At 69.0% G+C, this 12,728-nt stretch carries 11 protein-coding genes and 1 pseudogene; 3 read left to right on the top strand and 9 right to left on the bottom strand.

Annotated features, from left to right (window positions below; translation table 11 throughout):
• The first annotated feature begins 6 nt into the window (after positions 1–6).
• The gene (locus IPP98_13955; GenBank protein MBL0180202.1) at positions 7–2,052 is read left to right on the top strand and encodes a TonB-dependent receptor; all 2,046 of its coding nucleotides are present in this window, start codon (positions 7–9) and stop codon (positions 2,050–2,052) included.
• Positions 2,053–2,058: 6 nt separating this feature from the next.
• Here IPP98_13955 and IPP98_13950 read toward each other — a convergent pair.
• The 9 genes and pseudogenes from IPP98_13950 to IPP98_13910 all read right to left on the bottom strand — a co-directional run bounded on the left by IPP98_13950 (position 2,059) and on the right by IPP98_13910 (position 11,643).
• A pseudogene (locus tag IPP98_13950) lies at positions 2,059–3,320 on the bottom strand (arsenic transporter).
• A gap of 132 nt (positions 3,321–3,452) precedes the next feature.
• Complete coding sequence (gene priA / locus IPP98_13945) at positions 3,453–5,870, bottom strand: primosomal protein N' (protein MBL0180201.1); 2,418 nt, start codon at positions 5,868–5,870, stop codon at positions 3,453–3,455.
• On the bottom strand, positions 5,867–6,886 hold the full coding sequence (locus tag IPP98_13940) for a dipeptide epimerase (protein ID MBL0180200.1): 1,020 nt from the start codon (positions 6,884–6,886) through the stop codon (positions 5,867–5,869). Before IPP98_13940 ends, priA begins: the two co-directional genes overlap by 4 nt.
• A gap of 9 nt (positions 6,887–6,895) precedes the next feature.
• Positions 6,896–7,783 carry a histone deacetylase gene (locus tag IPP98_13935; GenBank protein ID MBL0180199.1) on the bottom strand — a complete coding sequence of 296 codons (888 nt, stop codon included), beginning with the start codon at positions 7,781–7,783 and terminating at the stop codon, positions 6,896–6,898.
• 14 nt (positions 7,784–7,797) lie between these two features.
• Positions 7,798–8,061 carry a hypothetical protein gene (locus IPP98_13930; GenBank protein ID MBL0180198.1) on the bottom strand — a complete coding sequence of 88 codons (264 nt, stop codon included), beginning with the start codon at positions 8,059–8,061 and terminating at the stop codon, positions 7,798–7,800.
• Positions 8,058–8,315: a hypothetical protein gene (locus IPP98_13925; GenBank protein ID MBL0180197.1), complete on the bottom strand. Its 258-nt coding sequence runs from the start codon at positions 8,313–8,315 to the stop codon at positions 8,058–8,060. The genes IPP98_13930 and IPP98_13925 overlap by 4 nt, the downstream gene beginning before the upstream one ends.
• Positions 8,316–8,326: 11 nt before the next feature.
• Positions 8,327–9,010, bottom strand: a complete 684-nt coding sequence (locus IPP98_13920) for a metallopeptidase family protein (protein MBL0180196.1) — start codon at positions 9,008–9,010, stop codon at positions 8,327–8,329.
• 30 nt (positions 9,011–9,040) lie between these two features.
• Positions 9,041–10,318 (bottom strand): cystathionine gamma-synthase family protein, encoded by a 1,278-nt coding sequence (locus IPP98_13915; protein ID MBL0180195.1) that lies wholly within the window; start codon positions 10,316–10,318, stop codon positions 9,041–9,043.
• 2 nt (positions 10,319–10,320) lie between these two features.
• Entirely contained in the window at positions 10,321–11,643 is a 1,323-nt protein-coding gene (locus IPP98_13910) for a glycine--tRNA ligase (protein MBL0180194.1), read from the bottom strand.
• A gap of 128 nt (positions 11,644–11,771) precedes the next feature.
• On the opposite strand from IPP98_13910, the gene IPP98_13905 reads away from it, so the two are divergent.
• Both IPP98_13905 and IPP98_13900 read left to right on the top strand, forming a co-directional pair.
• Positions 11,772–12,335 (top strand): prepilin-type N-terminal cleavage/methylation domain-containing protein, encoded by a 564-nt coding sequence (locus IPP98_13905; protein ID MBL0180193.1) that lies wholly within the window; start codon positions 11,772–11,774, stop codon positions 12,333–12,335.
• Positions 12,332–12,727, top strand: a complete 396-nt coding sequence (locus tag IPP98_13900; protein ID MBL0180192.1) for a prepilin-type N-terminal cleavage/methylation domain-containing protein — start codon at positions 12,332–12,334, stop codon at positions 12,725–12,727. Before IPP98_13905 ends, IPP98_13900 begins: the two co-directional genes overlap by 4 nt.
• Position 12,728 lies beyond the last annotated feature (1 nt).

Genomic DNA, 12,728 nt, shown 5'->3' with positions numbered 1-12,728 from the left:
TCGGCCATGGCCCTTCGCACCGCCCCCGCTGCCGCCCTGCTCATGCTCCTCACCCAGGCCACCCTGCTTGGGGCCCAGCGCCCCGACAGCGCAGCGGCCCTCCCGCCGATCCGGGTCAGCGTCACACGCTCCCCCGACTCGCTCGCCCGGCTCGGGGCATCGGTCACGGTGGTCGATTCCCTCGCGCTGCGCCGTGGGAGGCTGGCCGGTGGGCTGGACGAGGCGCTCGCCTTCGTGCCGGGAGTGATCGCGGCCAACCGGGGGAATCCGTCCGTTGACCAGCGGCTCATCATCCGCGGCTTCGGTGCTCGGGCGGCCTTCGGGGTGCGCGGCCTCAAGATCCTCGTCGATGGCATCCCGCAGACGCTCCCCGACGGGCAGAGTCAGCTCACCAACCTCGACCTCGGCGGCATCGAACGGATCGAGGTGCTGCGTGGCGCCGCGTCATCGCTCTATGGAAACGCCGCCGGCGGGGTCATCGCGTTTACGTCGCGGAGCCACCGCGATTCACTCCCGCGTCTGCAATTGGCCGTGGAGAACCTCGGCGGCGCGCACTTCCGATCGGAGGCGGCCTTTGGCATGCGCCGGGGCCGGTTCACGGCATTGTTGAGTGGGTCGGGAACACGCCTGGAGGGATACCGCGCGCACTCGCTCTCGGAGCAACAGCGGCTGCAGTACGCGCTGGCCTACCGGATCCGCGCCACCACGTCCATCACCGCGCGCGCAGCCCTGGCAAACGATCCGGACGCGGACAACCCCGGCGCGCTAACGGCGGCCGAAGTCGCCTCGGATCCTGACCTCGCCGCGCCGAACAACTTGTTGCGGAACGCGGGCAAGGCGGTTCGTCAGAAGCAGTTCTCCCTGGGCCTCGACGATGCGCGTGGGGACTGGACCAGCGAGGTGCGGCTCTGGCTGCTCACGCGGTCGCTCGAGAACCCGCTGGCCGCCCCAGCCCCCGCGCCGAACCCCGCCGACGAGGGGCTTTGGGTCGGACTCGATCGGCTCGGCGGCGGTCTCCGCGCCAGCACCACGCGGCGGTGGGGACAGCACCAGGTGACTGCGGGCGTGGACTTGCAGTCGAGTCGCGACGATCGCGTCAATCGACGCCACCGCCAAGGCACCCCGTTCGGCCCGCTGCTGCTCGACCAGCGCGAGACGGTGGGAGAGGCCGGGCTCTTCGCGCAGGCCACGATCGTCCGCGGGGCGTGGCAACTGCGGAGCGGCGTCCGGTGGGACCACACCTCATTCGACGTGGCAGACGCACTGGGCAGCGGCAGCGGCGCGCGCAGCATGGCCGCGGTGAGCGGAAGCGCTTCGCTCACTCGGGCTGTGGGACGCGCCACCACGTGGGCATCGCTGTCGACGGCGTTCGAGACGCCAACCACCACCGAACTCGCGAATCGGCCCGACGGCAGCACCGGGCTCAACCGCGTGCTCGATCCGCAGCGCAGCGTGTCAATGGAAGTTGGGGTGCGGAGTTCGCTCCCGTTTGGTCAGATCGAGGCGTCGGCCTGGGCCACCGCGACCCAGGATGCGATCACGCCGTTCCAGGATGTCGGTGGCCGGTCGTTCTACACCAACGCCGGGAAGACGCGCACCCGTGGCGTCGAGGCCGCGGCGCAGGCATCCCTGCGTCCGGGCATCATGGGCCTCGCCACCGTGACGGTGACCGATGCAACCTTCCGGGACTACTTGCTGAATGGCGTGCGGCTCGACGGCCGGCGCATCGCCGGCATCCCGCGGGCGGTAGCGCGGCTGGGCGTGCGCGGCACGGTGGCCCGGATCGGCTTCGACATCGATCACGCCCTGGCGAGCAGCCAGTACGGCGACGACGCCAACACGCTCGAGGCGGCCGGATGGGGTGCGGGGATCACCGGAGTTCGACTGCGCTGGATTGCGCGTGGTCGGCACGCGTTCGCCCCGTTCGTCACGGCGCAGAATCTCTTCAATCGGCGAGTGATCGGATCCGTGACGGTGAACGGGAGCTTCGGGCGCGTGTACGAACCGGCGGCCGGACGCACCATCACCGGGGGCGCCACCTTCCGCTTCTAGGGCGCCTCAGCTCAGGCGCCAGGCCAGCGCGGCGAGGGTGACAACCAGCACCGGGATCGTGAGCACCACACCAACTCGAAAATAGTAGCCCCAGGTGATGGTGATGCCCTTGCGCGCCAGCACGTGGAGCCAGAGCAGCGTTGCCAGCGACCCGATCGGCGTGAGCTTCGGGCCGAGGTCGCTGCCGATCACGTTGGCGTAGATCATCGCCTCGCGTGCAGCCCCACTGGCCGTGGACGCATCGATCGACAACGCCCCGATCAGCACCGTCGGCATGTTGTTCATGATCGATGAAAGGAAGGCCGTGAGCAGACCGGTCCCCAGCGCCGGTGCCAACGTGCCTTCGGCCGGAATCCGGTTGAGCACGCCGGCGAGCGCATCGGTGAGCCCCGCGTTCCGCAGCCCGTAGACCACCAGGTACATCCCCAGCGAAAAGAGCACCACCTGCCAGGGTGCCTCGCGCAGCACCTTGCGCGTGTCGATCACGTGGCCGCGCGCCGCCATGGCGAAGAGCACCGCGGAGCCGGCCACGGCGACCGCGCTGATCGGCAGGCCCAGCCGCTCGCCGAGGAAGAAGCCGGCGAGCAACAGCACCAGCACGACCCAGCCGAGCAGGAAGGTTGGGCGATCCCGGATGGCCTCGGCGGGGTGCTTCAGCGCGCTGGCATCGTAGTGCACCGGGATGTCGCGGCGGAAGTAGAGCAGCAACACGCCGAGCGTCGCTGCCACGGAGGCGATGTTCACCGGCAGCATCACCGCGGCGTACCGGGCAAAGCCGACGTGGAAGAAGTCGGCAGTCACGATGTTGACGAGGTTGGAGATCACCAGCGGCAACGAGGCAGTGTCGGAGATGAAGCCTGCGCCCATGACAAAGGCGAGCGTCGCCGCCGGCGGCATCCGCAGCGCGGCCAGAATGGCCATCACGATCGGCGTGAGGATCAACACCGCGCCATCGTTGGCGAACAGCCCCGACACGGCAGCCCCGAGCAGGATGATCGCCGCGTAGAGCCGACGCCCATTCCCCCCCCCCCCCCGCCCATTAAGAAGCCGGCCTCGTCGAGGATCATCGAGGTGAGGATGATCGCCACGAAGGTGATCGTCGCATTCCAGACGATGCCCCAGACGGTGCCGATGTCTGATACCGAGACGACGCCGAGCAGCAGCGCCACCAGCGCCCCGCCGCACGCGCTCCAGCCGATGCCGAGCCTGCGCGGTTGCCAGATCACGAGGGTGATCGTCACGAGGAAGATCAGGAGCGCAAGGAGCATGTTGGGGGTGGTGAAGGGTGAGGGGGTGAGGGGTGAGGGGTGGCCAGTGACCAGTGACCAGTGACTTACGACCTACGACTTACGACCTATGACATCTCACGACTAACGACTAACGACCAACGACCAACGCCTCTACAACAACGACACCGGATCACGATCCAGCGCCAGCCGGACATCGCCGCGCATCGCGCCCAGTTTCGGCGCAAGCGCCCGGACCACGCCGCCGAGCACCGCGGCGTCGCCCTTGAGCAGCAGGTGATGCCGCCAGCGGTTGGTGATTCGTTCGATCGGACAGGGCGCCGGCCCGAGCAAGGTCAGCGGCAGGTCGAGTCGCGTGATCAACGCGTCGCACCACCGGGCCAGCGCGGTGATCCGCTCGGCCACGGCGCCGCCATCCTCGCCACTCGCCACGATCCGCACCAGCGACGTCGTCGGCGGATACGGCGGCGCGCGGCGCCCCTCGAGCTCGGCGACAAGGAACCCCTCGGCATCATGCTGCGCGGCGAAGCCAAGCGCCGGGTGCTCCGGTTGCCGCGTCTGGACCAGGACCCGACCACCCTTCGGGCCGCGGCCTGCACGCCCGGCCACCTGCGCGATCAGCTGGAAGGTGCGCTCCGCCGAGCGGAAGTCGGGGAGGTGCAACGCGGTGTCGGCATCGACCACCCCCACGAGCGTCACGTTCGGGAAGTCGATGCCCTTGGCGATCATCTGCGTGCCGATCAGCACGTCGACCTCGCCCCTCCCCACGCGCTCGAGGATCCGATGGTGGCCCCACTTGCTCGCGGTGGTGTCGAGGTCCATCCGGGCGATGCGCGCCGTCGGGAAGCGCTCGGCCACCAGGCGCTCCACCTGCTGCGTGCCGGCGCCGAGGTGCCTGGTCGTGGTGCCATGGCAGGCCGGACAGGCGCTCGGGATCTGCGCGCGGTAGTCGCAGTAGTGGCAACGGAGTTCGTCGGGGTTTCGGTGCACGGTGAGCGAGATGCTGCAATTCGGGCACTGCACCACCTCGCCGCAGGCAGTGCACTGCACGAAGGCCGCCCAGCCGCGGCGGTTGAGCAGCAGGAGCACCTGCTCCTGCCTGGCCAGCGCCGCCGTCACCGCATCATCGAGCACGCTGCTCCACGGGACGCCGGTGGGATGCGCCACCATCGGGGTCGCACGCAGGTCGACCAGCTGGACCGGCGGCATCGGCCGCTCGCCGATGCGAGCCGGGAGCCGCACGACATGATCCGGCGCGAGACGCGCCCAGCTCTCCGGGGCAGGCGTCGCGGAACCGAGGATGATCGCTGCACCCTCGAGACGAGCACGCCAGGCCGCGATCTCGCGCGCGTGGTAGCGAGGCGTCTCACCGTTCTTGTAGCTCGATTCGTGCTCTTCGTCGATCACGATCAAGCCGAGATTGCGCACCGGGGCGAAGATCGCCGAGCGCGCGCCCACCGCGACACGCCGCTCGCCGCGACGGAGCGATCGCCACGCGTCGGCGCGCTCGCCATCGCTGAGGCCACTGTGCAACACCGCCACGTCGTCACCGAAGGCGCCGCGGAGTCGTGCCACCGTCTGCGGCGTGAGTGCGATCTCCGGTACCAGCACGATCGCGCCGCGATCCTCGGCCAGGAGTTCGCGGATGCGCTCGAGGTAGACGAGCGTCTTGCCGGAGCCGGTCACCCCGAAGAGCAGCGACGTCTCGCCGGGAGCGATTTGCCGCAGCGTCGCCAGGGCGCGCGTCTGGTCGGCCGTCAGGTGCGGTGGCGGCGGACTGGAGGGGAGGTCGGCGAAGGGATCGCGCGAGGTCTCGTCGTCGAGCAGGGCAATCACGCCCGACACCGCCAGCTGCTGCAGCGGGCCGATGGTGGCCCCGGTCGCGTCGAGCAGCGCGCGCACCGCCATGCGCCCACCGCGACCCTCGAGCGCCTCGTAGAGCTTTCGCTGCGCAGGTTTCCTGGCAAAGTGCTGATCGCGCGCAAGGAGCGGGAGGACCTCGCCGACGATCGCCGCGGTGCGGGTCGTCGCCGCGGCACCATCGGTGTCCGGCGGCACCACCTCGAGCGAGAGTGCGCCGACGCGCTGCAGTCGGTCGGCCGCCTCCCAGAGCGGCTTCTTGAGCGCCCGGCTGGCGGCCTGGATGGTGCCGCTCCCGCCGCGCCGCTGCAACCATTCCACCAGGTCACCCGCGGTGCCACCGGCGATCGCGCGCCAGCCGTCCTCGAGATGCAGCATCACCGTCGACTGGCCCCACAGCGCTGCCGGCAGCATCGCCCGCAGCATCAACCCCGGTGGCGCGCCGTAGTAGCGCGCCGCCCGTGCGGCGAGCGCCAGCAACGATGCCGGCAGTGCGACCTCGGCGTCTGGCGCGGCGAGGATGTCGCGTGCCGCGGCGGGCGGCGGCGCGACATCGACCGCTGTCACGATGCCGATCAGCTCCTCGCGCCGGACCGGAACGACGACGCGCGCCCCGGGGAGCGCGCGATCGGCGAGGGTGGCCGGGATCCGGTAGCGATACGGTTCGGCGAGTGGCAGCGGCAGGGCGACCTGCGCGTACCGGTCGGTCATCGTCGCGTCACACCCAGCCCGGGGGCATCGGGGAGCGTCACCTGCCCGCCCGCGATGCCGGCCCCGACGAAGGGATCTTGCGACAGCAGCGCCGCGCCATCGAGGTCGACGATGTCGACCAGTGGCGTGAAGTGTGCCGCGGCGGTGATCCCAAGTGACGACTCGATCATGCAGCCGACCATGACCGTCATCTGGTGCGTGCGGGCAATCGCGATCATTCGGAGCGCCTCACGCAGCGAGCCGCACTTGGCGAGCTTGATGTTGATGCCGTCGACCCGGCCGACCAGCCGCGCGATGTCACCGGAGGTGACGCAGCTCTCATCGGCAATCAGCGGAATCCGCGCATGCCGATGAATGTGGGCGAGGCCATCGAGGTCGTCGGGGGCGACCGGTTGCTCCAGCACCGTGACGCCGAACTCTTCGAGGACCGGCAGCATCCGCACCGTGTGCACCGCGGTCCAGCCGCAGTTGGCGTCGACGCGCAGTTCCTTGTCCGTCGCGTCGCGAATCGTGCGCAGCAGCGTGAGGTCGTCGGGGCCACCGAGCTTGATCTTGAGGATCGGATACTCCGCCGCCTCGCCCACCTTCAGGCGAATCATCTCCGGCGTGTCCATCCCGATGGTGAACGTCGACCGCGGGGCGGCGGCGCGGTCGAGCCCCCAGTAGCGCCAGAGCGGGACGCCGAGGCGCTTGCCGACGAGGTCGTGCAGCGCAGCGGAGATTGCCACACGTGCCGCCGCATTCCGCCGGAGCGTGACCTCGAGTCGACGTTCGATCGCCTCGAGCTGGTGTGGGTCGTCGCCGAGCAGGGTGCCATACGTGGCGAGCGCCGCCTGCACGGTCTCCAGCGTCTCGCCGTAGAAGCGCGTCGCCGCGGCCTCGCCCCACCCCTCGACGCCGTCGTCGTCGGTGATCTTGACCATCACGGTGCGATAGTCGCTCTGGCCACCGCGCGCGATGATGAACGGATGGCGCGTCCGGAGGGCAAGGATCTCGGTGCTGAGGCGGAGGGTCATGGGGGAAGCTTAGGCGAGCGCCGCGACGGTCGCCAGCACCCCGTTGGCGAGTCGCGCCGGGAGGTAGCCGCCTTCCATCAAGGCCACGATCGGGGCCGAGGGGAAGGCGGTACGGAGCCGCCCCACCCAGTCAGCGAAATGGGGTGGCTCCAGCGTGAAGCCGCCCAGTGGATCGCCCTCCATTCCGTCATAGCCGGCGGATATCAGGACGAGATCGGGTCGCCATTCGGCGGTGGCCACCGTCACGGCATCCCAGAGCGCTTCCACGTAGCGTGCGGCGGGAAGCTGCGGCGGCATCGGCACGTTGAAGATGTTGCCCACACCACGCTCGTCGGCAGCGCCCGAGCCAGGCCACCAGGGCGATTGGTGCATCGAGATGAAGCGGATCGTCGGATCGTGCTCGACGAGCGCCTGCGTGCCGTTGCCGTGGTGCACATCCCAGTCGACGATCAGCACCCGATCGCGACCCGCGCGTCGAGCCTCCGCGGCCAGCAAGGCGACGTGGTTGGCGTAACAGAACCCCATCGCGCCGTGCCGCAGGGCGTGGTGCCCGGGCGGGCGGATCGCCGCGAAGGCGTTCCCCTTCCCGTCGAGCGCGTGGGCGAGCGCGGCGCGGGCTGCCCCGCCCGCCGCCAGCGTGGCACGCCACGTCGCCGGCCCGACCGGGCAATCCGGGCCATAGTCCCCCACGCCACGAAGGCTCATCGCCTCGAGGTCCTGGAGATAGTCGGGATCGTGGAGTGTGGCCAGCCACTCGGGTGCGGCCGGCGTGGCATCGGCGACGGCGACTCCCGCCGTGGCGAGCCGTTGCAACACCGTGCGAAGGCGCGCCGGTTGTTCCGGCATGCCGCGGCCGGGGTCGTGCGCCAGGCACTCCGCCGCCGTCACGACAAGCATCGGCGCTGCTCCCTTCAGTGGACGGGGCGGCGCGCCCTGCGCAACACGATCAGTGGCGCACCGGCCGGCATCCCGCTCTGGGCAACCGTTTGCGCTTCATCGGCCAACTCCGCCCCGCGAAACTTCACGAGGAAGGCGTCGGCGGATTCGACGACACGGGCAGCGCTCAGTGCGCGCTGCTTGATCTCGCGCACTGTCGTGGCCGCCGTCACCACGAGCGGGATCTCGTCCCAGACCTCGTGCACCATCACCCGAATCGGCACTTCGGCGGCGGTCACGTGGGCTCCGCGGCGGGAGGCAGCGTACTGAGGAATCGATCCACCGCGTGATCGAAGAGCAGGGTGCTGGCGCGCACGCGCGTCGCGCCATCCACCGTGGTGGTGGCGAGCGCAATCTCCTCCCCTCCCTGCCCGCGGAGGACCAGCCAGCTGTCGCCTTCCTTCTCCGGGAATGCGGCGTGGTGCGGCACCCGTTCGGCAAAGAAGCGCTTGGCGCTGCTGATCACGGCGCCGGGGTCGAGGGAGGTCGTCACGTTGAATACCATCAGGGCACCTCATCGCGCGTGTCGGAGACCGCCTGCACCGCACCCTGATGCAGGGGGCGGGAACGAAAGAGGTCGAACAACCGTGGCTTCACCCGCAGCACGAGGATCAAGTCGCCGGGGGGCGGCTCATCCACGCCATCCACCAGAAGATAGGCGGGCAGCGACGTCTGCGGCGGCACCTCGGCGACATAGCGCTTGCCGTGCCAATTGAAGCGTACCGCCGAGGGAACCTGCCGCACCACCAGGTCGAGAAACCAGTCGTCCTCGACCTGGTAGACATCGGCGACTGGCGCGTCGCCATCGAGGAAGAAGAGGGGATCGAACGGGTCGCCATCCTGGCGGGCGTAGTTGGCTTCCGCCGCGCGATCGAGCGCCTCGAGGTCGTCGCCGCGTGCACGCCATTCCACGTGGTGCCGCAGCTCGTGGGTCAGCGTTTCCCAGCCTTCCCGCTCCCAGTCGAACGATGGGTCGAGGTGCGCCAGCGCGAGGAAGGAGCCGTGGTAAAGCACCACCCGACTCTGGACGGCCTCGGGGGCCTCCTGCTCAAGCGGCAGTGGAATGCACTCGCCCAGCGTATAGATCTCGGCGCGCGTCGGATGCGGCACCGCCCGCGGCGACACCACCACCTCGGTGACGCCGTCGAAGTACTCGGTGGGCACCTCGGTACTCATCCGGCGGATCATCCGCTCGAACGCCGCGAGCGTCACGAACGCTCAGGCATGGTCGAGGGCCTGCGCCAGGTCGGCGATCAGGTCCTCGTAGTGCTCGACGCCCACCGAAAGCCGGATCAGCCCGGGGGTGATGCCATAGCGCGCCTGATCCGCCTTGGAGACGTCGGCATGCGTCATCGACGCGGGGTGCTCCACCAGCGACTCGGTGCCCCCCAGCGAGACCGCCAGCTTGGCCAGCTGCATCGCATTGAGGACCCGGAACGCCGCCGCCTCACCACCGAACACCTCGAAGGCGATCAGCGACCCGGGCCCGGTGCACTGCCGTTCGTAGACGTCGCGCATCGGATGGTCGGCGCTCATCTCGCCGAGGTAGTGCAAGGCGGCAACCTTGGGATGGGCTTTGAGAAAGCGGGCGACATGCCGCGCGTTCTTCATGGCGGCCGTCATCCGCATCTTGAGCGTCTCGAGCGAGCGCATCAGGAGCCAGCCATCCATCGGCGACAGCATCGAGCCGAGGAACGTGCGCAGACCGCGCACCGGCGCCATCATCGCCTTGCTGCCGAGGGCGGCCCCCGCAATCACGTCGCTGTGGCCGCCGATGAATTTCGTCGCCGAGTAGAGGACGATGTCGGCGCCGTGCCGCAGCGGCTGCTGCCAGAGCGGGCCGAGGAAGGTGTTGTCGACGAGCACCGGGGCATGGCGGCCCGGCGTTTCGAGTCGCCTCGTCATGGCGACGACCGCCGCGATGTCGATCAGCCCGTTGGTCGGATTGGCGGGCGTCTCGAGCAGGACGGCGCCGAGCGGCCGGCCGGCCAGTTCCTCGCGCAGCCGCGATTCGTGCGCGGCCGCCGGTTCGCCGGCGGGCAATGCAATCGCCGTCACGCCCCAGGTCGGCAACACGTGGTGCAGGAAGTGATCCGACCCGCCGTAGATCGGCGCGCTGTAAATCACGACGTCACCGGGACGGAGGTAGGCCATCAGTGCCGTCGTCGTCGCCGCCATCCCGCTGCTGAAGACCGCACAACTCTCGGCCTCGTCCCAGAGGCAGAGTCGATCCTCGAGCACCTCGAGGTCGGGATTGTTGAGCCGGGAATAGATGAGCCCCGGCACCTCGCCGGGGCTCGCCTCACGCAGCCCGTAGGCCACCTCGAAGAAGGCCTTGCCGGCCTCGGCGCTCTCGAAGACGAAGGTCGACGTCTGAAAGATCGGGCACTTGATGGCACCCTCGGACAGCGTCGGGTCGTAGCCGTACCCCATCATCAAACTCTCGGGGCGCAACCGGTGCGACCCGATGGCCCGATGTGCTGCGTGCTTCGCCATGGTCACTCCTCCAGCTTGGCGGCCACCCAGGCAACCACCTGGTCGAGGCCGATACGCTCCTGCTGCATCGAGTCACGGTGACGCACCGTCACGGTGCGATCCGTCAGGGTGTCGTGGTCGATCGTGAAGCACCACGGCGTGCCGACCTCGTCCTGACGGCGATAGCGCCGGCCGATCGCACCACCGTCATCGTAGAACGACGGGAAGCGACGCTTGACATCGTGATACAGCGCGTCGGCGACCTCGGGCAGCCCGTCCTTCTTGGTCAACGGCAGCACGGCGGCCTTGATCGGCGCAATGCGCGGGTGGAATCCGAGCACCACGCGCACTTCACCCTCGACCTCTTCCTCGCGATAGGCGTCGGCCATCACCGTCAGCGTCACGCGATCGGCGCCTGCCGAGGTTTCGACGACGTACGGGAGGAAGCGCTCATTCGCCTGCGGATCGAAGTACTCGAGCTTCTTGCCGGAGTGCTCCTGGTGCCGCCCGAGATCGAAATTGCCACGATTGTGGATGCCCTCGATCTCCTGCCAGCCGAAGGGAAACTCGTACTCGATGTCGTAGGCCGCCTTGGCGTAGTGGGCGAGCTCCCCCGGGCCATGCTCGTGCCAGCGCAACTTGCTCGGCGTCAGGCCGAGGTCGTGGTGCCACTGCATGCGGATGGCACGCCACTGCTCGAACCACTCCATGTCGCTGCCGGGGCGGACAAAGAACTGCATCTCCATCTGCTCGAACTCGCGGGTCCGGAAGATGAAATTGCCGGGCGTGATCTCGTTGCGGAACGCCTTGCCGACCTGGGCGATGCCGAAGGGGATCTTCTGCCGCGAACTGTTCAGGACGTTCAGGTAATTGACGTAGATTCCCTGGGCCGTCTCCGGCCGGAGGTAGACCACCGCCGCCGTGTCCTCCACCGGCCCCATGAACGTCTTGAACATGAGGTTGAAGAGCCGGGGTTCGGTCAGGTCGCACGCGGTGTGCTCCCCCGGGACCTTGCTCGGCTTCTGGGGACAGCGGGCGTCGGCCAGCTTGTCGGCCCGAAAGCGGCCCTTGCAGGTCCGGCAGTCGACCATCGGGTCGGTGAAGCCGGCCACGTGGCCGGAGGCCTCCCAGACCTTGGGGTGCATCAGGATGGCGGCATCGAGCCCCTCGATGTCGTCCCGGGCGTGCACCAGGGAGCGCCACCAGCGGTCCTTGACGTTACGCTTCAGCTCAACGCCGAGCGGGCCGTAGTCCCAGACCGAGCCCAGCCCGCCGTAGACTTCCGAGGATTGGAAGACGAAGCCCCGGCGCTTGGCCAGGGAGACCAGCTTGTCCATTAAAGTCAGATCAGCCATGGTCCGAAACTAGCAGAAGTGGAGGAGGGTAGCCCGTGTTCGCGAGCGGGAAGGTAACGGCTCCCGGCAGTCGGCTCCATCCAGAGGCAGGACAATTGGCCATCATTGCTCGATGCATCATGAAACGTCGCCCCCCGCACCATGGCCCCGCGGCCCGGTGGGGGCGCCTCGGCGTCACCCTCATCGAGCTCCTGATTGTCATCGTGATGATCGGCATCCTCTCCGGGATCGCCGCCTCACGGCTCGACTGGCAGCGCTACCGGACCGATGCCATCGCCCGGGAAGTGATCACGGAAGTGAGCAAGGCACAGCGACTTGCCGTCACCCTGCAGGCCAATGTCCGCTTCGTGGTGGTCGATCCCCAGCGGATCCAGATTCACGAAGACGTGGATAACAATGGTGCCGTCGGAAGCGGGGAACGGGTCCGCACCGTCGTCCTGGACGAGCCGGCCCGGATGACCAGGGGGACCTCGACCGACGTGCCTGGTCCCTCGGACCCGACCGAGATCTCCACCATCGTTTTCCGCCGCGACGGCTCCGCCTCCCGGGGCGGTACCATTTACCTCACCTCGGCGCTGACTGACGCATCCTGCAAGCGCTGCCGAGCGATCTCGGTGGTCCGGGCGACCGGACGCCCGACCCTCTATTCCATGAGCACCGGTAGCTGGCGGAGGGCCAATTGACGCAGACACGTCGCGGTTTCACCCTGGTCGAAGTCCTGCTCGCGGTGGTGATCCTGGTCCTGATCACCACCACCTTCGCGCGATTCTCGACCGAGTTCACCAAGGGGATGACCGGATCGTCGATCCGGGTCGTGTCGGCCGGGGTCGCTCAGGACCGGTTGGAGCTGGTCCGGGCCGACCCCCGCTACCCGCGGCTGGCGACCCTCTACGCCAGCGGGGCCGGCGCTGACACCACCGGGTTCTCCGGCTTCCCGCGGATGCGCCGGATCACCACCATCGTCCGCGACCAGTCCGGGTCCCCCGCACGGGACCGCACCACGGTGACCGTCCGGGTGATCGACCCGGGCCTCAAAGACACCGTGGCCGTCACCGCCGTCATCGCGAGTCCCTGAC

This window comes from Gemmatimonadota bacterium, from assembly GCA_016720805.1.
Taxonomy (GTDB): domain Bacteria; phylum Gemmatimonadota; class Gemmatimonadetes; order Gemmatimonadales; family GWC2-71-9; genus Palsa-1233.
The sequence above is the reverse complement of the archived record's forward strand: the minus strand, read 5'-3'. Positions and strand labels throughout refer to the sequence as shown.

Coding starts and splice junctions, on each gene's coding strand:
- IPP98_13915 (MBL0180195.1), bottom strand. CDS start 10,318: ATGGCGAAGCACGCAGCACATCGGGCCATCGGGTCGCACCGGTTGCGC.
- IPP98_13940 (MBL0180200.1), bottom strand. CDS start 6,886: ATGACCCTCCGCCTCAGCACCGAGATCCTTGCCCTCCGGACGCGCCAT.
- priA (MBL0180201.1), bottom strand. CDS start 5,870: ATGACCGACCGGTACGCGCAGGTCGCCCTGCCGCTGCCACTCGCCGAA.
- IPP98_13935 (MBL0180199.1), bottom strand. CDS start 7,783: ATGCTTGTCGTGACGGCGGCGGAGTGCCTGGCGCACGACCCCGGCCGC.
- IPP98_13905 (MBL0180193.1), top strand. CDS start 11,772: ATGAAACGTCGCCCCCCGCACCATGGCCCCGCGGCCCGGTGGGGGCGC.
- IPP98_13920 (MBL0180196.1), bottom strand. CDS start 9,010: ATGATCCGCCGGATGAGTACCGAGGTGCCCACCGAGTACTTCGACGGC.
- IPP98_13955 (MBL0180202.1), top strand. CDS start 7: ATGGCCCTTCGCACCGCCCCCGCTGCCGCCCTGCTCATGCTCCTCACC.